This is a genomic window from Aquamicrobium sp. LC103 (assembly GCF_001014615.2).
Taxonomy (GTDB): Bacteria; Pseudomonadota; Alphaproteobacteria; order Rhizobiales; family Rhizobiaceae; genus LBCQ02.
This window is the reverse complement of the sequence record NZ_LBCQ02000004.1, coordinates 109,204-133,725: the sequence shown is the minus strand read 5'-3', so window position 1 is coordinate 133,725 and position 24,522 is coordinate 109,204. Positions and strand designations below refer to the sequence as shown.

Here is a 24,522-nt window from a genome sequence, read left to right as displayed (position 1 = left end):
TCACAAATCGAGGACGCCGCGTCGCCGCAGCAATATCCACAGGAAGAACGGCGCGCCGACCGCCGCCGTGACGATGCCGATCGGCAGTTCCGCCGGCGCGACGATGGTGCGGCTGACGGCATCGGCGAGCAGCAGGAGCGCTGCTCCCAGCAGCGCCGAGGCCGGCAGCAGGTAGCGGTGATCCGGCCCGATCAACAGGCGAAGCAGGTGCGGCACCACGATGCCGACGAAGCCGATGCCGCCGGAAACGGCGACCGACGCGCCGGTTGCCGCGGCCACCGTCACGATGGCGACGTTCTTGAAGCGCTGCACCGGGATGCCGAGATGGTGGGCCGCCGCCTCGCCGAGCGCGAGTCCGTTCAGGCCCCGCGCCAGGAACGGCGCCGCGACCAGCGCCAGCGCGATGATCGGTCCCGCCGCTAGAATCTTCGTCCAGGTCGCGCCGGCGAGCGAGCCCAGCCCCCAGAAGGTCAGGTCGCGAAGCTGCCGGTCGTCGGCGAGATAGACGAGGACGCCGGAAAACGCGCTGGCCATGGCGGCGAGCGCGATGCCGGCGAGCAGCATCGTGGCGATCGACGTCTGCCCGCGACGCGTCGCCACACGGTAGAGCAGCATCGTGGTCGCCAGCGCGGTGGAGAAGGCGGCGAGCGGCAGAGCGTAGATGCCCAGCGTCGCCATCACCGGCGCCAATACGGTCGAGCCGAGCACGATCATCGAGATCGCGCCGAGGCTCGCACCCGCCGATATGCCCACCAGGCCCGGATCGGCCAGCGGATTGCGGAACAGCCCCTGCATCACCGCGCCGGAGACGGCGAGCGCCGCCCCGATCAGCATGCCGAGCACCACGCGCGGCAGGCGGATGTCGTAGACGATCACCCGGTCGCGTGCCGTGAGCGCCGCGTCGCCCGCTTCCGGCGCCGCCGTCCAGCCGGTCAGGACGTCCCAGGCGGAAGCGTCGGATGCGCCCGACGCCAGACTGAACAGCGCGACGAGGAACAGCGCGACGACGAGCGCCACGATCGTCGCCTTCGCGCGGGCCGACCGGTCGCCCTCGATATCGCCCTGGCGCGTCAAAGCCGCACCATCCAACACCCGCTGCAGCACTTTTCCCGTCCGCTCAGTTCTGGATCGTTTCGCCGTAGAGCGCGGCCGAGAGGTCGCGCACCGCGGCGGCCGTGCGCGGACCGAAGCCCAGCAGATACGCCCCGTCCATCCGGATCACCTTGCCGTCCTTGCCCGCGGGCGTCGGCGCGATGGCCGGATGCGACAGCAGTTCCTGGTTCGGCGCATCCAGCGACGCGCCGCGGTCCATCATCAGGATGATTTCCGGCGCGGCCGAGATCACCGCTTCGTCGGTGAGCTGCTTGTAGCCGGAGAAATCCGAGATCACGTTGTCGCCGCCCGCCATCCTGATGATGCCGTCGGCGGCCGTGCCCGTGCCCGACGCCATGATGCGGCCGCCCTGCATGCTGATGACGAACAGCACCTTGCGGCGGCTCTCTATGCTGCCGGTGGCCTTCTCGGCCGCCTGGATATCCTTGTCGACGTCGTCGGCCAGCGCACGCGCCTTCTCCTCGACATCGAGCGTCTCGCCGACGATGCGGATCTTCTCCAATATGCCTTCGCGGTCGAATTTCTCAGGCACCGTGACCATCGGGACGCTCGCCTTGCGCAGCACCTCGACGGCTTCCGGCGGGCCGCTGCCCTCGAGCGCGAGTATCAGCGTCGGATCGACCGACAGCACGCCTTCGGGCGAAAGCGCGCGCATATAGCCGACATCGGGCAGCTTCAGCGCGGCATCCGGAAAGACGCTGGTCGAATCCCGGGCGATCAGCCGGCCTTCCTCGCCGAGCGCATAGACGATCTCGGTGATCGAGCCGCCGACGGCCACCACGCGCGACGCGTCATGGACCTCCTGCGGCTGTACTTCGTTCGCCAGACCGGCCGAGGTCGCGGCGAGCAATGCGCCGGCGAGCGCGGCGACGCGCAGCGTATTTCTATTCAAGGACTTCATCGGGTTGCCTCCTCAGGCTGCCGTCGAACGTGGAAGGCGCGGCAGGTTCTCGGCGATCATCCGCCAGTCCTCGCGCTCGGTCTCGCCTTCGTGGCGTTCGCCGAAGAACTGGATGATGAGCTGGTTGCCGGCGTCATAGGCCTCGAGCGAGGTTATGTAGCCGTCCTTGCTCGGCTTGCGCACCGCCCAGACCTCGCGGACATGGTCGAGCCGCAGGTGCAGATGGAAGGTCGGATCGAGCACGTTGATCCATGGTCCCATCGACTTCACATTGGCGATCGGCCCGGTATGGATCTGGATGCAGCCGCGATTGCCGACGAAGCACATGATCGGAATCACTTCCTGGACCGCATGGTTCATCATCGCGCCGAGCGCGTCGCCGTCGAGCTGCCAGGCATAGTCCTCGCCCACCATGGCGAGCGCCTGACGCCGCTCGAGCTTCAGCGCCTTCAGCATGCCGAAGAACTGATGCACGTCCGTCATCGCGCCCCATCGCTCGCGTAGCTCCCGCGCGCCGGCCTCCGCCGCCGCGGCCAGAGGCTCGGCCGCCGAGATCGCCGACGTCTCGATGGTCTGCGACTGGTCGGCGCTCAGAAAATCCGACACCAGGTTTTCATAGGCGGTGATGTCCGAATCCGGCCGCAGATGCACCTTGTGCACCGCCTCGCCCGTCTTGTCGAAGAACTGCAGGCTGCGCCGCAGCTCGTTTCCGTCGCTTTTCTCGACCGCGAAGCCGAAGGCCCAGCTTTTCGGGAAGATGCGCAGGTCGATCTGCGAGCCGAGCACGAGCGAGGCATGCTCACCCGTGGAAATCTTCTCGTAGACGCCGATCTTTTCGTGCACGGCGCTTTCGTTGCGGGTCAGCGCCATGACCTCGCCGAGACCGCCGAGCCTCGGCAGGATGTCGTTCACGCGCGGTTCGATCCGCGCGACCCCTTCACCGCAATGCGCGGCGACGAAATCCGCCTCCGAAATGCCGAGCGAGACCGCGAGCTCGCGTTCCCGCATCTTCGGATTGTCCAATCGTGCGCGGCGGATTTCCCCCGGCGCCGGCTTCGGTGAAACCGTCATCATGCACCTTACTTGTTGAGTATGAGCTTGCCCTGGCGGGTGATCTTCAGCCGGTACATCGCGCCATGATGCTCGATCCCGATCTCGTAGGAACCGCGGAAGAGCGAATCGCTGCTGACGACCCGTGTCGCCGGGCGAAGCGAGACCTCGGCTTGCGCGCCGGCGGCGGGACGACGGAAATGCGGCTGGTTGAAAGTGCTGTAGCTGTTCACGGCATTGATCCTTCTGATGCACCGAAACTGCGATTGGCTGGCTTTGACGCGTGCTGAACCCGGCAATTGATTTCTTGACACTAATTATCAGGTTTATTAGTGAGCGCAATACCGGAGTTAATTACTCAACATTATTCCTCCGGCACGGATTATGACGCGAGCGAGCGTGACGCCAGCCAGCGACAACCAGAGATTCAGGAGCTTGGAGAGATGGGGCTGGTGGCTCGCAATTCGACCGTTCTGCTAGGTGGAGCGGCAATCGCCATCGTGGCGGGGACGATGCAGGTTTCGGCGCAGGACGCCGCGACCGGGGAAGCGGTGACAAATGAGCAGGACAAGCAGGGACGCGTGACGCTGCTGCAGCGCATCGTCGTCGGTGCCGGCGTCGAGAAGGTCGCGATCGACACGCCCCAGTCGGTCAGCGTCGTGGAGCAGGAGGACATCGACCTCGAGCAGGCGACGACGGTGGGAGACGTGCTGCGCGGGATTCCCGGCGTCAACACAGTCGGTTCCGACCGCGTCTTCGGCCAGGGCTTCAACATCCGCGGCATCGGCGCGCCGGAAGCCGCCGGCGAGGAAGGCCGCATCATCGTCACGGTCGACGGGGCGAACAAATATTACGAGCAGTACCGCATGGGCGGCCTGTTCACCGATCCTGAACTCTTCAAGAGGGTCGAGGTGCTGCGCGGACCGGCCTCCTCCACCCTCTATGGCTCCGGCGCGCTCGGCGGTGTCATCAATTTCACCACCAAGGACGCCGCCGATTTCATCGCCGACGGCGCCAACGGCGCGGTCAGGCTGAAGGGCAGCTTCAACGACAACAAGAACGGCTGGCTCGGCTCGGCGCTCGTCGCCCACCGTTTCTCTGAGCGCTTCGACTTCCTGCTCGCAGGCAACTACCGCAGCGCCGATCCTTACGTGACCGGCAATGGCACCGAGATCGCCAGCTCGAATTTCGAAGCCTGGTCGGGTCTCGCCAAGGCCACCATGAAGGTCGGCGAGGAAGGCACGCTCCGCGCCTCGTACCAGCAATGGGATTCGCAGGCCGACGACCAGGACTACGCCCAGATCGGCGGCCCGCTTTCCGGCGGCTCGGTCAGCGGTTTCGGCACGGTCGATCGCCACGTCATCGACCGCACGGCCGTCCTCTCCTACGAGAACCCGTTCTCCGACAACGACATGCTGAACGTCAAGGCTTCCGCTTCCTACTCGCGTACCAGCGTCGAGCAGACCAATGCGACCGGCATCCCGTCCATGGGCTTCGTCTGCGGCGTGCCCGGCGCGGAAACCTTCTGCGACGCCGACTACGCCTACGAGACCTGGCAGTTCAACCTCGAAAACACCAGCGAATGGCGTGGCGACAATTGGGAGAACTTCCTCACCTATGGCTGGCAGACCGCCTATCAGGTTCGCAGCGCCGAGGCCTTCGATCCGCTGGGCAACCCCTTCAACCACCCGCACCACCCGGAAGGCACCGACCTGAAGACCGGGCTGTTCGTGCAGAACGAGTTCATCTGGGATGACAGGCTGACGCTCATTCCCGGCATCCGCGTCGACTGGCGCAGGCTGAAGCCGGACGAGACCACCGGCCTCTCCGACAGCACGGACGATTGGGCCGTCTCGCCCAAGATCGCGGCGCATTACAAGTTCAACGACAATTTCGCGGTGTTCGGCTCGATCGCCCACACCGAGCGATTCCCGACGCTCGACGAGGTCTTCTCCACCACCTTCGCACCGAGCTACGGACTGAAGAAGGAGAAGTCGAACAGCTACGAGGCCGGCTTCGCCGTCTCGGCCTTCGATCTGGTCCAGCCTGGCGACGGCATCCAGTTCAAGACCACCGGCTTCTACAACGACATCTCCGATCTGATCGTGAGCTGCCGCACGGCTGCCCGGCTCTGCGGCCCGGACGGCAGCTATTTCGAGCATTACATGAACATCGACGCGGCGCGCATCTACGGCGCCGAACTGGAGCTCGCCTACGATTCCGACTACTTCTTCGCCAACGCCAGCTACACGCACACGATCGGCAAGAACAAGGATACGGGCGATTACCTCACCTCGGTCGCGCCGCACGAGCTCGCCTTCACGCTCGGCGGCAAGGTGCCGCAGCACGATCTGAAGTTCGGCTGGAAGGCCCGCTTCGTCTCCGGCCCGCAGGACAAGGCGCGCCGCTCCAGCGAGGCGGACTGGGCCAGTTCTTCGACGCGCTTCGCCAAGGCGTTCGACGTGCACGACGTGTTCGTGAGCTGGACGCCTCAGGAGGGAAGGTTCCGCGGATGGGAGGTCATCGGCGGCGTCGATAACATCTTCGACACCCAGTACAAGGAGTTCCTCCACAACGAGGCCTCCAAGGGCAGGACCTTCAAGATCACGCTGTCGAAGCAGTTCGACTACTGAGGGCCACGCTTGAAGGTCGCGGTCGCAGCCACGACATTCGAGGCCGTTTCTGACCGCGGCGGTGCGAATGGCGGCTGCGCGGGCGAGGCAGAGAGGACGCGACAACGTGTCCGCCCTGCCCGCCCGCAATCATGAGAAACAACGATGCGCCGACGCGCTTTAATGGATATGCAGATGTCTGGACTTATCGCACTTCACCATATGGCCGCCGGCGGCGACGGGCTCCTGCCCGAACTGCGCGAGCTGCTTGAAAAGCGTGCCGCGCGCTCGCCGGAGGTCGTCGAATTGGAGGCGAAGCGCGATGACGGCATGGTCCAGTCGGGGCCTTTCCCGCGGGGAAAAATGCCGGAAACGCTGCCCGACAACGTCGTCCGGCTGAAGGATTGGGCCGGATCGGCCGAAAAGCGCTCGAAAACCTGAAAACCGAAAAGGGAAGAACGTCATGTACATCGCCATGAACCGCTTCAAGGTAAGGAACGGCTCGGAAGAGGATTTCGAGAACATCTGGAAGAACCGCGATTCGAAGCTCTCCGAGATGAAGGGCTTCCGGGATTTCCACCTGCTGCGCGGCCCGGCCAACGAGGAGGAAGGCTACACGCTGTTCGCCTCGCACACGGTCTGGGAAAGCTACGAAGATTTCGTCGCCTGGACCAAATCGCAGAATTTCCGCGACGCGCACAGGAACGCCGGTACCACCAAGCCGGCCTATATCGGCCATCCCCAGTTCGAGGGTTTCTCGGTCGTCGAAGGGGCGTAGAGAGGCAGTCTCCGTGCCGGCGCAGCGCTCCTCGCTGCCGGCACCTCTCCTCGGACAGCGGGGCGGCGCACTTCCGCCTTCAGCGCCGTTGCTGCCCGAGCCGCCGGCGCACGTCCTTCGCCTCTCGTAAACGGCGGCTGTCCGATGCGGCCGCCCGCAACCCGGGTCCTCCCCTGCGAAGCGGGGCGGGGGAGCAAATCCTCACCTGTCGCGGAGTGGAACCGCCCAGGGCGATGAAGGGCAAGCGTCTCTCCGTCCGCCAAACACGGCCATACGCAGCGTGGGAAGGGCTTGCCCCTACTCCGCGCCCGCCAGCAGGCTGGCATTGCCGCCCGCGGCCGTCGTGTCGACGCAGACGGCGCGTTCATGCGCGTAGGCCGAGGGATTGATCGCCGCCGCCACCAGCCTGACGATCGGTCCCTCGCGCCCCGCCAGCGCAAGCCGCACGACGCGCAGCCTCTCCCCATCCGCGGCCATCGCCACCACATCCACGGGCAGTCCGGCGAGATCGGCGGGATCGACCGTTCCCTCGATCGCCTCGACCGGCATGCCCTTGCCGGTCAGGGGCGACAACGCCGCCCTCGCCCCCGGCGCAACCGCCAGCACGGAATTGCCGGCGGCGAGCGCCTGGATCGCCTGGGCAAACAGCGTCTCCCGGTCCGGACCGAGGCAAAGCACGCGGCCGCGCGGCACGAGCAGCAGCGTGTTCGCCTCGCCCGTCGGCCCAGGCAGGTCGACCGGGCCGAAATCGATCGCTGCCGCCGCGCCGATCGCCTCCGCGCCCTTGCCGCGCAGGTGCTTTCTCAGCACCGCCACGCGGTCCGGCCTCGTCGACCAGCCGCCGCGCGCCGGATCCGGCAGATGGTCGCGCAGCATGGTCGCCGTCACTGTCGGCGCGTCTCCATATTCCCCTCCACCTTGTGGGGAGGGGGTAGGAGTGGGGGTCACGGAAGCCCTTCGGAACCGGCGCAGATAATGCGGCCCGCCGGCCTTCGGCCCGGTCCCGGAAAGCCCCTCGCCGCCGAAGGGCTGCGAGCCCACAACCGCGCCGATCTGGTTGCGGTTGACGTAGATGTTGCCGGCATGGATGCCGTCGACGATGCGCTGGACGCGCGCCTCGATGCGCGTGTGAAGCCCGAAAGTCAGGCCGTAACCCTTTGCGTTGACGTCGGAAATCACCTTGTCGATTTCGTCGGCCTCGAAGGTCGCGACATGCAGCACCGGTCCGAAAATCTCCCGCTCCAGTTCGCCGATGCCCGACACGCGGAAGATGTGCGGGGCGACGAAGCGGCCGTCAGACGGCGCATCGAGCCTGGCGATCAGCCGGCCCTTCGCCTCCATCTCGGCGCAATAGCGGAGGATCGCCGTGCGCGCCTCGTCGTCGATCACCGGGCCGACATCGCTCGCGACGTTCCACGGATCGCCGACGTTCAGCGCACGCATCGCGCCCTGCAGCATGTCCAGCATCTTCTTTTCCACGTCCTTCTGGACGTAGAGGATGCGCAGCGCCGAGCAGCGCTGGCCGGCGCTCTGGAAGGCCGAGGCGACGATGTCGCGCACCGCCTGTTCGGGAAGCGCGGTGGAATCGACGATCATCGCGTTGAGGCCGCCGGTCTCGGCGATCAGCATCGCATCGGGCTCCGCCGTTTGCGAAATCTGGCGCTCGATCATGCGCGCCACCTCGGTCGAGCCAGTGAAACACACGCCGGCGATGCGCGGGTCGGCGGTGAGCGGCCCGCCGACGGAAGGCCCGTCGCCCGGCAGCAATTGCAGCACGTCGTCGGGAATCCCCGCCTCGTGCAGCAGCGCGACGGCGCGCGCGGCGATCAGCGGCGTCTGCTCGGCGGGCTTCGCGACCACCGCGTTTCCGGTCACCAGTGCCGCGGCGATCTGGCCGGTGAAGATCGCGAGCGGAAAGTTCCAGGGCGAGATGCATGCGATCACGCCGCGCGCGCTGGTATGCTGCTCGGCCTTCGCCGCCTGGCCGGCGTAATAGCGCAGGAAGTCGGCCGCCTCGCGCACCTCTGCCACGCCATCGGCGAGCGTCTTGCCGGCCTCGCGGGTGCAGAGCGCGAAGAATTCGACAGCGTTCGCCTCATAGAGGTCCGCGGCGCGCTCGAGCATCGCCGCCCGCTCCGCGACCGGCCGCCCGGCCCAGCCTGCCTGCGCCTTCGCGGCGGCGTCGACGGCTCTTTTCACGTCCGCCCCGCCCGCCTCGACCACCTGGCCCGCGATCTCGCCGGACTTGGCGGGATTGACGACCGGCCGGCCCTTGGCTTTGGAAGGCCCGACCTTCCATTCGTGCGGCGCGGCGAAGGCGGCGCGTGCGCTCTCGATCTCTGCCAGCGTCACCGGATCGTTGATGTCCCAGCCCTTCGAATTTCCCCTCTCGGCGCCGAAAATGTCCGCCGGGCGCGGAATGGCCGGGTTCGCGGCCGGCCCCTGTGCCGCCACCGCCTCGAACGGATCGCGCGCGATCGTCTCCGCTTCCACCGCCTTGTCGACGATCTGGTGCACGAAGGAGGAGTTGGCGCCGTTCTCCAGAAGCCGGCGCACCAGATAGGCGAGCAGGTCGGAATGCGCGCCGACCGGCGCATAGATGCGGCAGCGCGTGCCCTCGGCCTTGCGCACCGCCTCGTGCAGCGCCTCGCCCATGCCGTGCAGGCGCTGGAACTCGAACGCCTCGCGGTCCTCCGCCATGGCGAGGATGGCCGCCACCGTATGCGCGTTGTGCGTGGCGAATTGCGGATAGATGCGGTCGGTCATGCCGAGCAGCTTGCGCGCGCAGCCGATGTAGGAGACGTCGGTGTTCGACTTGCGCGTGAAGACCGGGTAGCCGTCGAGCCCCATCACCTGCGCCCGCTTGACCTCGGTGTCCCAATAGGCGCCCTTGACGAGGCGCACCATGATGCGCCGGTCGAGCCGCATGGCGAGCGCGTGCAGCCAGTCGATGACGTGTGGCGCGCGCGGCCCGTAGGCCTGCACCACCACGCCGAAGCCGTCCCAGCCCGCAAGCCCGGGCTCGGCCAGCACGCGCTCGATCACGTCGAGCGAGAGGTCGAGCCGGTCCGCCTCCTCGGCGTCGATGTTGAGCCCCATCCGCGCTTCCTTCGCCGCCAGCGCCAGCGAAAGCAGCCGGTCCGCCATGACCGGCAGCATCTTCTCCTTCTGCGTCGTCTCGTAGCGCGGGTGGAGCGCGGAGAGCTTCACCGAGATGCCGTGGTTCCTGCGGATGTCGGCGCCGGTCGCGCCCGTCTTGAGCGAGGCGATCGCGTCGGCATAGGCGCGATGGTAGCGCAGCGCGTCCTCCTCGGTGCGGGCCGCCTCGCCCAGCATGTCGAAGGAGTAGAGATAGCCCTTGCGGGTATGGTCGCGACCGCGCCGCACCGCCTCCTCGATCGTGCGGCCGAGCACGAACTGCTCACCCATCTCGCGCATGGCGGCGGCCACCGCCTTGCGGATCACCGGCTCGCCCAGCCGGCGCACCATCCCCCGCAGCGTGCCCTCGATGCCGCCCTCGCCTTCGTCCAGGACGCGCCCCGTCAGCATCAGCGCCCAGGTCGAGGCGTTGACGAAGATCGAGCTCGATTCGCCCGAATGCGCCGACCAGTCGTGCGGCGCGATCTTGTCGCGGATCAGGTCGTCCATCGTCTCGGCGTCCGGCACGCGCAGCAGCGCCTCCGCCAGGCACATCAGCGCCACGCCTTCCTTGGTCGAAAGCCCGTATTCGGAAAGGAACACCTCCATGAGCTGCGGCGTCGAGGCCGTGCGCACCGCGCGCACCAGATCCGCCGCCCGGCGCGAGATCGCGGCGCGCGCCTCGACCGAAAGGCCGGCAAGCTCGATCAGGCGGGCGAGCGTCTTCTCCTCGTCGGGAAGGTAGTTTTCGCGGATGGAATTGCGGATTGCGGAAAGCTGTCTTGAGCTCATTTCGGACCGTTGGAACAGAGGTTCGGGATTTGTCCGGCGACTATAGCATGCCGGCATCGTCGAAATGCTCCCAAAGCCATCGACTTTTCAGGCAAAACGATCTAATCGCCGGGCGATATTCAGACCATATAGGCCATCCATCCCATGCCTGAAGACCGTTTGGACCGAATGGACCGCAGCATCGTCGCCGCTCTCGCGCGCGACGGGCGGCTTTCCATGGCCGAGCTCGCCGCGCAAGTCGGTCTCTCCAAGACGCCGGTGCAGGCGCGCGTCAAAAGGCTGGAGCAGGAAGGCTACATACGCGGCTACGCCGCCATCGTCGACCGCGAGCGCATGGGCGAAGGCCATGTCGCCTTCGTGCAGGTGAAGCTGTCCGACACCCGCTCGGCCGCGCTCGACGCCTTCAACAGGGCGGTGCTCGCCGTGCCGGAGGTCGAGCAGTGCCACATGATCGCGTCGAGCTTCGACTATCTCCTCAAGGTGCGCACCAGGAACATCGACGCCTACAGGCGCGTGCTCGGCGAGCGCATCTCCTCCCTGCCCCACGTCGCCCAGACCTCGACCTTCGTCGCGATGGAGACGGTGAAGGACCGCTGACGGTCCAACGCTGACGGCTTTGGACGATTTGTTGTACGTCCTTCGAGGCTCGCTGCGCTCGCACCTCAGGATGAGGGAGGCTGGTTCCACTTCGTCGCTTCGTGAATTCGTCGCGCCTCAGGATAGAAATGGCACCGCCAATCTCCAACGTCGGCGATTGGCCGGCCCGACTCCATCTTCGCCATCCCGGGCGGAGCCGGAGCGCAGCGCAGGCCTGGGCGGCTCGGCAGCGCAACGCGGCGCAGGCCCGTCTGAACCGCAAACTCTCGCCACGGTTCCCCGCGTGGATCCTCGGGTCAAGCCCGAGGATAACGAACCGCCAAGAGCCGATGGCGTGGTATCTCCGGGCTGCACAGCCCCGCCCCCGATGTCATCCCTGAGCCCAAAGCTGGTCCGAAGGGGAGCCGACCTCACTCCCCCGAGCCGCACCCGGCCCTGAGCTTGCCCAGGGCGAAGGGCAACCTCCCTCATCCTGAGGTGCGAGTGCAGCGAGCCTCGAAGGGCCTCATCCCGAGATGCGATCCTGAGCCTGTCGAAGGGGGGCCTGTCGAAGGACAGCCTCGAAGGACGCGCTATCCCGGGTCCAGCGTCTTCAGGAAGGCGATCAGCGCCGCCTTGCCGCGGTCGGTGAAGATCACGCCCCCGATCTCGCTCTGCCCGGAGGCGGCCTCCGGGGCGCGGCTGTAATGGTCGACCACCTCCTCCAGCGTCGCGATCTGGCCCGAATGCATGTAGGGCGGTCGGGCGGCCGCGCCGCGCAGCGACGGCGTCTTGAAGGCGCGCTCGAGCTCCGCGCCGTCGCGCCGCATGAAGCGCAGCTCCTCGCATGCCTCCGGTCCCGCGTCGCTGTATTTCCCGAGGCAGTTGAACGGGTCGCCGACGAGCTCCGCGACCGCCTGCGCGCGGCCGCGATCGTCCGGCAATCCCTCGACCGGCGGCACGCCGGTATTATGGAAATGATCGTCGGTGAAACGCGGCCCGTTATGGCAGTCGATGCAGTTCGCCTTGCCAATGAAGAGCTTCAGCCCCTCGATCTCCAGCGCCGAGAACCGCGCGTCGCCTTCCGGCTCGCGCCCCGCGACGACAGCCTCGGCGAAGCGGTCGAAGCGCGTTTCGCCATGCGCGATGGTGCGTTCGAACGCCGCGATCGCCTTGCCGATATTGGAAAAGACGCGATCGACGGCGTCGCGCTCCGCCTCGCCCATCGCCGTCCACACCGCCCTCTCCGCCTCCGTTCCCAGCGGCGAGGCGTTTTCGGGAAGCCCGGAGAAATCCGGCAGCGGCCCGAAGATACGCTCGTAGCGTTCGCGGTAGCGCTCCGCCATCATCCGCGCATAAGCCGTGCGGTTGCCGCCGTGCTCGCGCGCTTCCTCCAGCGGCACCAGCGCCTGCGCCCACAGGCTGTCGCGTCGCCCGTCCCAGAAGAACCACGGCCCGTGCGCCACGTCCGCCAGCGGCATGGTGCGGCGGTCGGTGATGCCGATCGCCCTGGCGAGCGGCAGGCCGTCCTGGAACTGGTTGTCGATCTGGTGGCAGGTCGCGCAGGAGACCACGCCGTCGCTGCTCAGCCGCGTGTCGAAGAACAGCGTCGCGCCGAAGGCGGCCGCCAGCGGCTCGTCGGCATGGCGATTGGTCGGGTCGGGCTGCAGCTTCGCCAGCTCGGAGAGGCGCAATTGCCCGATGATGCGCTTCTCCTCCTCCGAGAAGCCGGAGGGCTTGCAGGCGCCGAGCGCCAGCGCCGCGGCAAGGGCGACGAGCCGGAAAATTCTGCGGAACGGCTTCTCCATCCCGCTATAATACGACGTTGAACTCGGCCTCGTCCCGTCCCGCGGGCGCTTCTATCGCGAATTTGAGCACCCACCAGCCGCCCATGTTGAACCGGACCCCCTCGATGCGGTAGCGGCCGTCGCCGATGTGCCCCGTCGATTGCGGTTCAGTCGGCAGGCCGTGGCTGTGCTGCGGCATGCCGCCGTCGACCGTGATCCGCGCGTCCTCCACCGCCGCGCCGTCCGGCGTGGCGACGGTCACGATCCAGGAATGCAGCGGCCCCTGCCGCAGCGGCTCGGCCTCGGGCGCGACCGAGACCCGGTAGAGGCCGGCGGCCGAGGCCTTGCTGCGCGAGAGGTCGAGGTCGTCCGACGGAGCGGAAAGGAAATGCATCGCGAGCATGCCGGCGATCACGATCGCCGCGATGCCCGCCGCAACGATGAGTATGGTCCTGCTCTTCCCCGCCATGGATTCTGCCCGCCCGTTGAGATTCCGGCGAAACTAGCGGCTAAGCCGGGGCCGATCAAACGTCTTGCGGCAGCCGGAAGCGGAATTCGCTGTGCTGCCTGTATTCCTCGCCCGGCCGCAGCGTCGCGTTCGGAAAATAGGGCCGGTTGGGCGCATCCGGCCAGAACTGCGGCTCGAGGCAGAAGCCGGCGAAGGATTTGTAGGCGCGTCCTTCGAGCCCCGGCGTCTCGCGGTCCGGAAACTGGCCGGTGAAGAATTGTAGCCCCGGCTCGGTGGTCCAGACCTCCATCTCCACGCCTGAATTCGTGCCTTGCGCCCAGGCGACCTGGCGCAGCGGTTCGCGCGCTGCGGTCAGGCAGAAATTGTGGTCGTAGAGCGTCTCGTCCTCGCCATCGAGCCTGATCGTCCGCGGCAGGATGAAATCGTAGCGCGTGCCCTGCACGGGAATGGCCGCTCCTGTCGGAATGCCGGTCTCGTCGATCGGCAGATAGGCATGCGCGGAGATGGTCATCCGATGGTCGAGGATCGAGGTCCGGCCGCCATCGTTGAGGTTGAAATAGGAATGATGCGCCAGGTTGCACGGCGTCGGGGCGTCCGTCGTCGCCGACAGCTCGACCGACAGCGTGCCCGGCCATTTGAGCCGGTAGGTGCAGCGAATGTCGAGGTTTCCGGGAAACCCCATCTCTCCGTCCGGGTCGAGGATGGCGAGGGTGACGAAATCGCCGCCTTGCGCCTCGACGCGCCAGACGCGGCGGTCGAGCCCTTCCGAGCCGCCATGCAGCGTGTTGCCGCGGTCGTTGCGGTCGGTCGCGAAGCGCTCGCCGTCGACGACGAAGCGGCCGCCGGCGATCCGGTTGGCGTAGCGCCCGACGATCGCCCCGAAATAGGGCGAATGGACGAGATAGTCGTCGAGCGTTTCATAGCCGAGCACCAGCGGGTCGGGGTGTCCGGCCAGGCGCAGGTCCTGGACGATCGCGCCGAGCGTCAGGATTTGGGCGGAAAGCCCGCCGCCCGAAATGGAAAGGCGATGGACGGGTTTTCCTTCGCCGGTGACGCCGAAGTCCTCGCCCGCCATGGCGCTGCTCCTAGAGGCCGAGACCGCCGATGCAGACATATTTGGTGTCGAGATAGTCCTCGATGCCCTGATGTCCGCCCTCGCGGCCGAGGCCGGATTCCTTGACCCCGCCGAACGGCGCCTCCGGCGTGGTGATCAGGCCCTCGTTGACGCCCACCATGCCGTATTTCAACCCTTCCATGACGCGGAAGGCGCGGCCGAGATCGCCGGTGTAGAAATAGCAGGCAAGGCCGAATTCGGTGTCGTTGGCGAGCGCCACGGCCTCTTCCTCGGTCTCGAACTTGAAGACGGGCGCGACCGGTCCGAAGATTTCCTCCTTCATGAACTTCATCTTCGGCGTGGCACCCGAAATCACCGTCGGCTGGAAGAACGAGCCGCCGAGCGCGTGGCGCTTGCCGCCGGTGACGACCGTGCCGCCCTTGGCGGCTGCGTCGGCGATGAACTCCTCGACCTTCTCGACCGCCTTGTCGTCGATCAGCGGTCCCTGCTGGACGCCGTCCTCCATGCCCGGACCGACCTTCAGGCCCTCCGAGGCCGCGGCGAGCTTCTCGACGAACTTGTCGTAGATGCCCGCCTGCGCGAAGAAGCGGTTGGTGCAGACGCAGGTCTGGCCGGAATTGCGGTATTTCGCGGTGATCGCGCCCTCGACCGCGCGATCGATGTCGGCGTCGTCGAAGATCAGGAACGGCGCGTTGCCGCCGAGCTCCATCGACACCTTCTTCACCGTCGTGGCCGACTTCTCGATCAGCAGCTTGCCGACCTCCGTCGAGCCGGTGAAGGTGATCTTCTTGACCAGCGGGTTGGCGCAGATCTCGTCGCCGATCTCTCCGGCCGAGCCGGTGACGATGTTGACCACGCCCTTCGGAATGCCGACCTCTTCGCACAGCGCGCCCCAGGCAAGCCCCGAATAGGGCGTCTGCGAGGCAGGCTTGACGACCGCCGTGCAGCCGGCCGCGATCGCCGGGCCGATCTTGCGCGACAGCATCGAGGACGGGAAGTTCCACGGCGTGATCGCGGCGATGACGCCGACGGGCTCCTTGGTCACCAGGATGCGCCGATCGGCCCACGGGCTCGGCACCACGTCGCCATAGGTGCGGCGCGCCTCCTCGGCGAACCAGAGAACGTAGGCGGCCGACGAGCCGATCTCGCCCTTGGCTTCGGTGAACGACTTGCCCTGCTCGAGCGTCAGCAGCTCGGCCAGCGCGTCCTGATTGTCCATGATGGCGTCGTGCAGCTTGCGCAACAGCTTGGAGCGCTCCAGCGCCGAGGTCTTGCGGAAGGTCTTGAAGGCCTCGTTCGCCGCCTCGATCGCCCGCCGCGTCTCGTCCTTGCCCGCTTTCGGCACGGTGCCGATCTTCTGTCCGGTCGCCGGATTGATCACGTCGATCGTGGCGCCCGAATCGGCCTGGACCCACTCTCCGTTGATGAGATTGGCCTGGCGCATGAAATGGCTGGTCTTCTGGAGCATGTATGCCTCCCGTCGGCGGTTGCCCGCATGGTTCATGATCTTGTCGAAAGCGGCTGGCGGTGTTCGAAAAACCGGCCGCGCCCGGCGAACGCTCTTACCCTGCGGAAGGCGGCCGGTTCAATCTCTAACCTAGTGGCTCGCCCCGATATGCCAAGCCCGTCAGCCGAAAACCCATTGTGCCACCGCCAGCCAGAACGCCGTCGTCAGCGCCGCGCAGGCGGTGCCGATCGTCATGGTGTTGGAGGCAAGCGCCTGGCCGGTGCCGAATTTGGTGGCGATCAGGTAGGGGTTCACTCCCGTCGGCAGCGAGGCCGCGGCAACCGCGATCTTCGCCGTCAGCGGCGGCAGGCCGACGAGCAGCGCCATGACCAGCGCGGCGGCCGGCATCAGCATCAGCTTGAGCATCGAAAGGGTGAAGGCGGGCAGGATGTGGCCCGACAGGCCGAACTTGCGCAGGCTGAGCCCCATCGCGAAGAGCGCCACGGGTCCCGCGAGATCGGCCAGCGCGTCCACGAAGCGGTGGCCGAGCGCCGGCAGGCCGAAACCCGTCATCCGCCAGACGAGCCCGGCAAGGATGCCCACGACCAGCGGATTGACGAGCAGGTTGCGCAGGAAGTCGCGCAGGACGCGCAGCGGGTCGGAGGGCTTCCCGTCGCGGTTTCCAACCAGTTCGAACATGGTGACCGACGCCGCCATCATCACCAGCAGGTGAACCGAAATCAGCAGCGAAAGGACATCGAATCCGGCCTGGCCGAACACGCCGAGAACCAGCGGTATCCCCAGAAGCACGAGATTGGAGAACGAGGTCGCGATGCCGCCGACGACCGCGGCCTGCGCGTCGCGCCTGAAGACGCGTTTGATCGTCGCCTGGCCGACGATCCACGCCACCACCACCGCGCTGAAATAGCAGAACCACAGCTCCCACGGCGCCGCGCCGTGGAAATCGACGTTCATCAGCGTCCGGAAGAGCAGCACCGGAACCGCGATTGCGACGGCGAAATCGGTCATCGCATCGCCGACCTGCGTGCGCAGCAGACCCGTCCATCCGGCCAGGTAGCCGAGCGCGATGAGACCGAAGACGAAGGCGATGGTTTCTGCGAGGGAAGACATCGCAAATCCGGTTATCCCATATAACCGCTTCCGGCAACCGTGGCTCGGCGGAAGATGCATGCCGAAGCCGGCTTGTCTTTCAGCGCGTGTTCGCGTCCCTATATGGAAGAGATGATGAAGGATACTGAATGCTGCGCATCGCCCTGGCCGTCACACTGATGCTTTTCGCCGTGCCCGTCCACGCCACCGAGGCTGGCTGGGCGCTCCTGCGCAATGGCGGGCAGATCGTGCTCCTGCGGCATGCGAACGCGCCCGGCGCCGGGGATCCGGCCAATTTCGACATCGAGAATTGCCGCACCCAGCGCAACCTCTCCGAGCGCGGCCGCCTGCAGGCCCGCCGCATCGGCGCGCTCTTCGCCGCCCGCGCCGAGCCGGTCGAGCATGTCTATTCGAGCCGCTTTTGCCGTTCGCGCGAAACCGCGCGTCTCGCCTTCGGCGACAGCCTGGTCGAGGAGATCGAGGCGCTGGATTCGCTCGCCCACGAGCCCGACAAGGAAGAGGAGCGCACGAAAGCCGTCATGGAGCTGATTCGCGACTATTCGGGTTCCGGCAATCTGGTTTTCGTCACCGACGAGGAGAACATAACCGCGTTGACGGGTTCGCGGGCGCGCGAGGGAGAGGCCATAATCGTGACACCGAACGATGGTGGCCTGCACATCACGGGGCGAATCGTGTTCAATTGACGCGCCCGGCGGCGGGCACTTTTTGGCGGGCCGCCCTTTTCCTGCCGTCAAAAACCGATTAGAGAGCCGCAGATCATTTGAATTGATAAGCCCCTATTTCGAGGGAATTTGCAGTGACATCCACATTCGACAAGGTCGCAGACATCATCGCTGAAACCAGCGAGATCGACCGCTCGACGATCACCCCGAAGAGCCACACGATCGACGATCTGGGCATCGACAGCCTCGACTTCCTCGACATCGTCTTCGCGATCGACAAGGAATTCGGCATCAAGGTTCCGCTGGAGAAGTGGACCCAGGAGGTCAATGACGGCAAGGTTTCGACCGAGGAATATTTCGTCATGGAGAACCTCTGCGCCAAGATCGACGCCCTCGTCGCCGCCAAGGCGGCCTGAGATGGCGTCTCGTCCCGTGAACCGCGCATGACGCATCCATGAGCGCACGCGACGTCGTCATAACCGGCATCGGCCTCGTCTCCTCGCTCGGCGAGGGGGCGGACGCGCATTGGCAGGCGCTGTCGAAGCCCGGCTTGCCGCCGGTCATCGATGCTGAGCGCTATTCGCCCTACACCATCCATCCCCTGCCCGAGATCGACTGGAGCCGCCAGATCGCCAAGCGCGGCGACCAGCGGCAGATGGAGACATGGCAGCGGCTCGGCACCTACACCGCCGGGCTCGCGCTCGACGATGCCGGGATGAAGGAGAACGAGGCGCTCTGCTCCACCATGGACATGATCGTGGCGGCGGGCGGCGGCGAGCGCGACGAGGCGGTCGACCAGGGCATCCTCGATGCGGCGCGCACGCGCAACGACCGCGACGTCCTTCTCAACGAGAAGCTGACGACGGAACTGCGTCCCACCCTTTTCCTCGCGCAGCTTTCCAACCTCCTGGCGGGCAACATCTCCATCGTCCACAAGGTGACCGGCTCGTCGCGCACCTTCATGGGCGAGGAAGGTGCCGGCGTATCGGCGGTGGAAACCGCGGCCGCTCGCATCCGTTCCGGCCAGTCGAGCCACGTGCTCGTCGGTGGCGCCTTCCAGACCGAGCATTCCGACATGCTGCTCGCCTACGAGCTCGGCGGTTTCCTGCACCGCAAAAGGTGGAAATCGGTGTGGCAGCGCGCGGCCAATGACGGCGGCGGCGTCATCACCGGTTCGGGCGCGGCCTTCCTGGTGCTCGAATCGCGCGAGCATGCCGAAAAGCGCGGGCGCAAGAGCTACGCCGCCATCGGCCGGGTCGCATCCGGGCGCGCGCGGCGCGGCGAGGGCAATCTCGTCGAGGCGATCTCCGGCCTGATCCGCACCGTCGCTCCGTCGAACGATCCGATGATGGCGATTTCCGGTGCTTCCGGCGCGCATGCCGCGACGGGCGCCGAGCGCAACGCGCTGCAGGCCTCCAGCAGTTTCGCCGCGCGCGGCTTCTCGACGCTGACCGGCCACATGAAGGAGGCGCAGTTCCCCTTCGCCATCGCGCTCGCCGCGCTGGCGATCAGCAACGGCGCGGCCTATCCGCCCTTTGATCCCGAGAACGAGCGCGAGTTCGCGGGAAATGTGGATTCGGCGTTGGCCACGGCCATAGGCTATCATCGCTTCGAAGGTGCGGCGCTCGTCGTCGCATCCTGACGCAACAGACGAGAGAGCGGTCACGTGAAAACCACCGATCATCTTGGCAGACCGATCGTCGTCGCAACCGGCGTCGGCGTGGTGACCTCGCTCGGTCAGGGCGTCGCCGACAATTGGGCGGCGCTGACCTCCGGCAAGTCCGGCATCCATCCGATCACCCGCTTCCCGATCGACCATCTCAACACGACGATCGCCGGCACGGTCGATTTCCTGGCGTCGAGCGACAAGGGCGCGAGCGCCCTCACCTACGAGCTCGCCGAGCTTGCCGCGACCGAGGCGATCGGCATGGCCGGCTTCGGCGGCAATCATTTCGCCGGCCCGCTCTTCCTCGCCTCTCCACCCGTGGAGCTCGACTGGCACGACCGGCTCGCGCTCTATGACGGCGCCGACGAGACCCAGCCCGGCTATCTGCGCCTCCTGACGGTGGCGCGCGAACGGCTCACCGCAGCCACCTTCGACGCCTGCCAGTTCGGCACCATCGCCGACCAGATCGCCGACCGTTTCGGCACGCGCGGCCTCCCGATCACGCTTTCCACCGCATGCGCCTCCGGCGCGACCGCGATCCAGCTCGGCGTCGAGGCGATCAGGCGCGGCGAATGCGACCGGGCGCTCTCCATCGGCGCCGACGGCTCGGCGACCGCGGAAGCGCTGATCCGCTTCTCGCTGCTGTCGGCCCTTTCGACGCAGAACGAGAAACCGGAGAAGGCATCGAAGCCCTTTTCCAAGGATCGCGACGGCTTCGTGCTCGCCGAGGGCTCCGGGGCGCTCGTCCTGGAATCGCTCGAAAGCGCGCTCGCGCGCGGCGCGCGGATCCTCGGCGTCATGCGCGGCTGCGGCGAGAAGGCCGACGATTTCCATCGCACCCGCTCCAAGCCCGATGGCTCGCCGGCGATCGCAGCCGTCAAGGCGGCGCTGGACGACGCCGGCATGGACGAGGGCGAGATCGAATACGTCAATGCCCACGGCACCTCGACGCCCGAAAACGACAAGATGGAGCATCTTTCGCTTTCCACGGTGATCGGCGAACGCATGCGCGACATTCCGATCTCGTCCAACAAGTCGATGATCGGCCACACGCTGTCGGCCGCCGGCGCCATCGAGGCGGTGTTCTCGCTGCTGACGATGCGCGAGGGCGTCATTCCGCCGACCATCAACTACGACAATCCGGACCCCGCTATCGAGCTGGACGTGGTGCCGAACGTGAAGCGCGAGGCGCGGGTCTCGACCACCCTTTCCAACTCCTTCGGCTTCGGCGGACAGAACACCTGCCTTGTCATGGCGCGGGAACCGGTTTAGTAGCGGCCATCGACCTCTTTCGGCATTTCGTGCGTCCTTCGAGGCTCGCTCCGCTCGCACCTCAGGATGAGGAAGGCGAGCGCCAGGAACTGAAGGAGCGGGCGCTCTCGCTCCATGGGAGGGAAGTGCCCTTCGCTCCTCATCCTGGAGAGGGAAGGTAGCGCCTTTCGTTCCCCTGGGAGGGAAGTAGCGCCTTTCATTCCTCATCCTGGGAGGAGAGTAGCGTTTTTCGTTCCTCATCCTGGGAGGGAGTAGCGCCTTTCGTTCCTCATCCTGAGGTGCGAGCGGAGCGAGCCTCGAAGGACGCACTTGCTCTCTTTTGAACTCGACAGGATCCCCATGCGCGCACTCCAACTCATCGAAGACCGCCGCCTCGAATCCGTCGACCTGCCGCCTCCACCGCCGCCGGCCCATGGCGAGGTCACGGTGCGGATCAAGGCGGTCGCCCTCAACCATATCGACGTCTGGGGCTGGCGCGGCATGGCCTTCGCCAAGCGCAAGATGCCGCTGGTCGTCGGCGCGGAAGCCTCGGGCGTGGTCGAGGAACTCGGCGCGGGCGTCTCCGGCCTCGCCGTCGGCGAGCTGGTCTCCATCTACGGCGCGCGCACCTGCGGCCGCTGCCGCGCCTGCCGGGAGAAGCGCGACAATCTCTGCGAGCACGTCTCCGGCGTTCACGGTTTCCATCTCGACGGTTTCGCGCAGGAGAAGGTCAACCTCCCGGCGCGCCTGCTGGTGCCGGCCCCGCCCGGCGTCGACGATATCGGGGCCGCGGTCGCGCCGGTCACCTTCGGCACGGTCGAGCACATGCTCTTCGACAATGCCAGGCTGGAGCCGGGCGAGACGATCCTCGTCCACGCCGGCGGCTCGGGCATCGGCTCGGCCGCGATCCAGCTCGCCAAGCGCATGGGCTGCACCGTGATCACCACCGTCGGCTCCAACGACAAGATCGACAAGGCGAAGGCGCTCGGCGCCGACCACGTCATCAACTATCGCGAGGACCGCTTCGAGGGCGTGGTGCGCAAGATCACCAGGAAGAAGGGCGTCGACGTCGTGTTCGAGCATGTCGGCGCGGACACCTGGGCCGGCTCCATGCTCTGCATGAAGCGCGGCGCGCGCCTCGTCACCTGCGGCTCCACCTCGGGCGTGTCGACCTCGATGAACCTGATGCAGCTCTTCCAGCAGCAGTTGAAGATCTTCGGCTCCTTCGGCTGCCGCATGGAGAACATGACCGACGCCATGCAGAAGATGGCCGCCGGCATCGTCCATCCCGTCGTCGACACCGAAGTCGGCTTCGACGATATCGGCCGCGCCCTCGAGCGCATGGAAGGCCGCGACGTCTTCGGCAAGATCATCCTTCGGGTCGGCTGATGGCCAGGGGGCGCGAGCCTTTCCTGCGGCCGCTCGTCTACCGCACGGCGCGCTGGCTGAAGAACGCCGAATATTGGCTGATCGCCCAGGCGGCCATGGGCGCGCTGTCGATCCTGCGCCGCCTGCCGCCCGACAAGGCGCTGAACTTCGCCGACAAGGCCGCCCGCAAGGTCGGCCCCCTGGTCGGCCGGCACCGCGTCGCGCTCGACAATCTCCGCCAGGCCTATCCGGAGAAATCGCAAGCCGAGATCGCGGAAATCGCGTCCGACATGTGGGGCAACATGGCGCGGCTCGCCACCGAGTACATCTTCCTCGACCAGCTCTTCGACTTCGACCCCCATGCCGACGCGCCGGGCCGCGTCGAGGTGATCGGCAAGGACATTTTCATCCGCCTGCGCGAGGAGAAGAGGCCGCACATCTTCTTTACCGCGCATCTCGGCAATTTCGAGCTCCTGCCGGTCGCCGCCGCGACCTTCGAATTGCCGGTGACCGCGCTCTTCCGCGCACCCAACAATCCCTATCTCGCCGAGTACATCTTCACCACCCGCGCCGCTTCCATGGGCGAGTTGCTGGCGTCGCGGGCCGGTGCCGCCTTCGGTCTCGCCCGCATCCTGGAGCGCGGCGGCAATATCGGCGCGCTCGTCGACCAGAAGTTCCAGAACGGCGTGCGCACCACCTTCTTCGACCGGCCCTGCAACACCAGCCCGCTGGTCGCCAAGCTGGCGCGGCAATATGATTGCGACGTCTATCCGGCGCGCTCGATCCGGCTGCCGGGAAACCGCTACCGGCTGGAGGTGATGGACAGGATCGAGCTGCCGCGCAACAAGAAGGGTGCGGTCGACGTTCAGGCGACCTGCCAGATGCTCAACGACACCGTCGAGGGCTGGGTGCGCGAGGCGCCGGGCCAGTGGATGTGGTTCCACAAGCGCTGGTCGATCTGAAGGCCGATCCGATCAGCCGCCGTAATAGTTCATGACGGCGTGCCGGGCCTCGGCGAAGAACAGCCAGCGCTCCACCAGGACCCCGAGGAAATGCGCGGCCACGGCCGCCGCCGCGAGCGCGACCGCGAGCCAGCCCGAGGCGGCCGGCATCGCCACCAGCAGCAGCGCCGGCATCATGCCTCCGAGAAGAACCGCGAGGCGCCACAGTTTCTCCGCGTGCTTGCGCGCGACCTTGAAGCCCATCTCGCGGGTCAGGTAGTTCTCGTTGACATGCGGGCGCTCGAAGAGCTTCACCTGGCCGATATGGCCGAGGCCGGTGGCGCTTTCGGGCGTCGAAAGCGGCCGCATCGCGAGCATCTCCCGCCGCCAGCGGAACTTCGCCGCCCATGCGGCGGCAAGCAGCAGCAGCGCCAGCATCTGCATGAGCGCGCCGCCCGCCCCGGCGATCGCGGCGAAGAACACGCCGAGCAGCAGCCCGCCGGCTGCCGAAAAAAGCAGGTAGCAGGCGGGCGTCCACGGCGTGTGCCATGCCTGGACGGATTTCAGCGAGGCATAGATCATCGAGGTGCAGTAGACGGTGACGGCCGCGCAGGCCGCGCCGATCAGGCCGGAAACCACGAGATGGCGGCTCTCGAAGATCGCCGCATAGGCGCCCATGCAGAGCGGCACGAAGGTGACGATCGCCATCACGCCCTCGCGCGACAGCCAGCTCGACCGCCATTGCGAGAACGCCCGCCACGCGCGCTGCGGATTGCCCAGATGCAGCGTCGAGAAAAGCAGCCCGCCCGAGATCAGGGCGAGAGCGGCGAAATGCGCGACCTTCGTCGGCACCGCCGTCGGATCGAGCATGCCGAGGCCGAGCACGGCCGCAAGCCCGTAGCCGAGCCCCGAAATCGTCGTGAAGAGGATGATCGACAGCGCGGGGTGCATGGGCTTATGCCGCCCTCGCGGGCAAAATCTTTGGGCGATCGAACATTCAAATCCTGTCCAGCATGCCGTCGAGCCAGGCGAAGAAGCCCTTCGCTCCGTCCGTCTCCTCGGCGAGCGGTATACCCGGAGCGCTCGCCGCCAACGGCCTGCGGGCGCGCGGCGGCAGATATTTGTTGACCGGTCGCGTTCCCTGCTCCGGCATCAGGTCCATGCCGCCGCGCTCGGCCACCATCCTGGACACATCCGAGCCCGGGTCGGCCAGATCTCCGAAATGGCGCGCATTCGCCGGGCAGGTGCGCACGCAGGACGGCACGCGGTCGACCTCCTCGATCGTCTCGTTGTGGATGCGGTCGATGCAGAGCGTGCATTTCTTCATCACGCCGGCGGCAAGGTCCATCTCGCGCGCGCCGTAGGGGCAGGCCCAGGCGCACAGGCCGCAGCCGATGCACATGGATTCGTCCACCAGCACGATGCCGTCGTCGGCGCGCTTGTACGAGGCCCCGGTCGGGCAGACGGTGACGCAGGGCGCGTCCTCGCAGTGCAGGCAGGATTTCGGGAAATGCACGATGCGCGCCTCGCCCGACTCGCCGACGATCTCGCCGCCGTCAGGAACCACCTCGTAGGAATGCACGCGATTGAGCCATGCGCCGGAAACGTTCGGCCCGTACGGGTCCTGGTCCGAAAGCGCCGCGCCATAACCGCCGGTGTTCCATTCCTTGCACGAGACGACACAGGCATGGCATCCCACGCAGACATCGAGGTCGATGACGAGGCCGAGTTGCTTCGGGGTGGGCGCGGGCGGAAGCGAGGTCAC

22 protein-coding genes are annotated in these 24,522 nt (G+C 66.7%); 10 read left to right on the top strand and 12 right to left on the bottom strand.

Annotation, left to right across the window (positions count from 1 at the left end; genetic code table 11):
- Genes XW59_RS09365 through hemP form a run of 4 tightly spaced genes read right to left on the bottom strand, consistent with a single transcriptional unit; the run spans position 1 to position 3,297 of the window.
- On the bottom strand, positions 1-1,074 hold the full coding sequence (locus XW59_RS09365) for an iron ABC transporter permease (RefSeq protein ID WP_246666047.1): 1,074 nt from the start codon (positions 1,072-1,074) through the stop codon (positions 1-3).
- 43 nt (positions 1,075-1,117) lie between these two features.
- Entirely contained in the window at positions 1,118-2,014 is an 897-nt protein-coding gene (locus XW59_RS09360) for an ABC transporter substrate-binding protein (protein WP_047144690.1), read from the bottom strand.
- Positions 2,015-2,026: 12 nt separating this feature from the next.
- Complete coding sequence (locus XW59_RS09355) at positions 2,027-3,085, bottom strand: hemin-degrading factor (RefSeq protein ID WP_047144954.1); 1,059 nt, start codon at positions 3,083-3,085, stop codon at positions 2,027-2,029.
- Between the two features lie 8 nt (positions 3,086-3,093).
- Entirely contained in the window at positions 3,094-3,297 is a 204-nt protein-coding gene (gene hemP / locus XW59_RS09350) for a hemin uptake protein HemP (RefSeq protein ID WP_047144689.1), read from the bottom strand.
- Between the two features lie 210 nt (positions 3,298-3,507).
- On the opposite strand from hemP, the gene XW59_RS09345 reads away from it, so the two are divergent.
- The 3 genes from XW59_RS09345 (at position 3,508) to XW59_RS09335 (ending at position 6,454) form a co-directional block, all read left to right on the top strand.
- Positions 3,508-5,697, top strand: a complete 2,190-nt coding sequence (locus XW59_RS09345) for a TonB-dependent receptor (RefSeq protein ID WP_047144688.1) — start codon at positions 3,508-3,510, stop codon at positions 5,695-5,697.
- 174 nt (positions 5,698-5,871) lie between these two features.
- Positions 5,872-6,117 carry a hypothetical protein gene (locus tag XW59_RS09340; protein WP_136068086.1) on the top strand — a complete coding sequence of 82 codons (246 nt, stop codon included), beginning with the start codon at positions 5,872-5,874 and terminating at the stop codon, positions 6,115-6,117.
- Between the two features lie 22 nt (positions 6,118-6,139).
- Positions 6,140-6,454 carry an antibiotic biosynthesis monooxygenase gene (locus tag XW59_RS09335; protein ID WP_047144686.1) on the top strand — a complete coding sequence of 105 codons (315 nt, stop codon included), beginning with the start codon at positions 6,140-6,142 and terminating at the stop codon, positions 6,452-6,454.
- 297 nt (positions 6,455-6,751) lie between these two features.
- Here the strand turns inward: XW59_RS09335 and putA are convergent, their stop codons facing one another.
- Complete coding sequence (gene putA, locus XW59_RS09330; RefSeq protein ID WP_047144685.1) at positions 6,752-10,384, bottom strand: bifunctional proline dehydrogenase/L-glutamate gamma-semialdehyde dehydrogenase PutA; 3,633 nt, start codon at positions 10,382-10,384, stop codon at positions 6,752-6,754.
- Positions 10,385-10,528: 144 nt separating this feature from the next.
- On the opposite strand from putA, the gene XW59_RS09325 reads away from it, so the two are divergent.
- Positions 10,529-10,981 carry an Lrp/AsnC family transcriptional regulator gene (locus tag XW59_RS09325; RefSeq protein ID WP_047144684.1) on the top strand — a complete coding sequence of 151 codons (453 nt, stop codon included), beginning with the start codon at positions 10,529-10,531 and terminating at the stop codon, positions 10,979-10,981.
- A gap of 572 nt (positions 10,982-11,553) precedes the next feature.
- Here XW59_RS09325 and XW59_RS09320 read toward each other — a convergent pair.
- The 5 genes from XW59_RS09320 to XW59_RS09300 form a co-directional block, all read right to left on the bottom strand.
- The gene (locus XW59_RS09320; protein ID WP_047144683.1) at positions 11,554-12,768 is read right to left on the bottom strand and encodes a cytochrome c peroxidase; all 1,215 of its coding nucleotides are present in this window, start codon (positions 12,766-12,768) and stop codon (positions 11,554-11,556) included.
- A gap of 4 nt (positions 12,769-12,772) precedes the next feature.
- The gene (locus XW59_RS09315; RefSeq protein WP_047144682.1) at positions 12,773-13,216 is read right to left on the bottom strand and encodes a FixH family protein; all 444 of its coding nucleotides are present in this window, start codon (positions 13,214-13,216) and stop codon (positions 12,773-12,775) included.
- Between the two features lie 55 nt (positions 13,217-13,271).
- Positions 13,272-14,291, bottom strand: a complete 1,020-nt coding sequence (locus tag XW59_RS09310; protein ID WP_047144681.1) for an aldose epimerase family protein — start codon at positions 14,289-14,291, stop codon at positions 13,272-13,274.
- Positions 14,292-14,301: 10 nt separating this feature from the next.
- Complete coding sequence (locus tag XW59_RS09305) at positions 14,302-15,759, bottom strand: NAD-dependent succinate-semialdehyde dehydrogenase (protein ID WP_047144953.1); 1,458 nt, start codon at positions 15,757-15,759, stop codon at positions 14,302-14,304.
- A 159-nt stretch (positions 15,760-15,918) separates the two neighbouring features.
- Positions 15,919-16,869, bottom strand: coding sequence for an AEC family transporter (locus XW59_RS09300; RefSeq protein WP_047144680.1), 951 nt, complete (start codon positions 16,867-16,869; stop codon positions 15,919-15,921).
- A 128-nt stretch (positions 16,870-16,997) separates the two neighbouring features.
- Between XW59_RS09300 and XW59_RS09295 the strand changes: the two genes are divergently transcribed.
- The 6 genes from XW59_RS09295 to XW59_RS09270 all read left to right on the top strand — a co-directional run bounded on the left by XW59_RS09295 (position 16,998) and on the right by XW59_RS09270 (position 22,778).
- Entirely contained in the window at positions 16,998-17,552 is a 555-nt protein-coding gene (locus XW59_RS09295; RefSeq protein WP_047144679.1) for a histidine phosphatase family protein, read from the top strand.
- 113 nt (positions 17,553-17,665) lie between these two features.
- The gene (locus tag XW59_RS09290; protein WP_047144678.1) at positions 17,666-17,947 is read left to right on the top strand and encodes an acyl carrier protein; all 282 of its coding nucleotides are present in this window, start codon (positions 17,666-17,668) and stop codon (positions 17,945-17,947) included.
- 38 nt (positions 17,948-17,985) lie between these two features.
- On the top strand, positions 17,986-19,173 hold the full coding sequence (locus XW59_RS09285; protein ID WP_047144677.1) for a beta-ketoacyl-ACP synthase: 1,188 nt from the start codon (positions 17,986-17,988) through the stop codon (positions 19,171-19,173).
- Positions 19,174-19,197: 24 nt separating this feature from the next.
- The gene (locus XW59_RS09280; RefSeq protein WP_047144676.1) at positions 19,198-20,469 is read left to right on the top strand and encodes a beta-ketoacyl-ACP synthase; all 1,272 of its coding nucleotides are present in this window, start codon (positions 19,198-19,200) and stop codon (positions 20,467-20,469) included.
- A 339-nt stretch (positions 20,470-20,808) separates the two neighbouring features.
- On the top strand, positions 20,809-21,837 hold the full coding sequence (locus XW59_RS09275) for a zinc-binding dehydrogenase (protein ID WP_047144675.1): 1,029 nt from the start codon (positions 20,809-20,811) through the stop codon (positions 21,835-21,837).
- Entirely contained in the window at positions 21,837-22,778 is a 942-nt protein-coding gene (locus XW59_RS09270; protein WP_047144674.1) for a lipid A biosynthesis lauroyl acyltransferase, read from the top strand. The genes XW59_RS09275 and XW59_RS09270 overlap by 1 nt, the downstream gene beginning before the upstream one ends.
- Positions 22,779-22,790: 12 nt before the next feature.
- Here XW59_RS09270 and XW59_RS09265 read toward each other — a convergent pair whose 3' ends face one another.
- Both XW59_RS09265 and XW59_RS09260 read right to left on the bottom strand, forming a co-directional pair.
- Positions 22,791-23,708 carry a DmsC/YnfH family molybdoenzyme membrane anchor subunit gene (locus XW59_RS09265; RefSeq protein WP_047144673.1) on the bottom strand — a complete coding sequence of 306 codons (918 nt, stop codon included), beginning with the start codon at positions 23,706-23,708 and terminating at the stop codon, positions 22,791-22,793.
- Between the two features lie 46 nt (positions 23,709-23,754).
- Entirely contained in the window at positions 23,755-24,522 is a 768-nt protein-coding gene (locus tag XW59_RS09260) for a 4Fe-4S dicluster domain-containing protein (RefSeq protein WP_047144672.1), read from the bottom strand.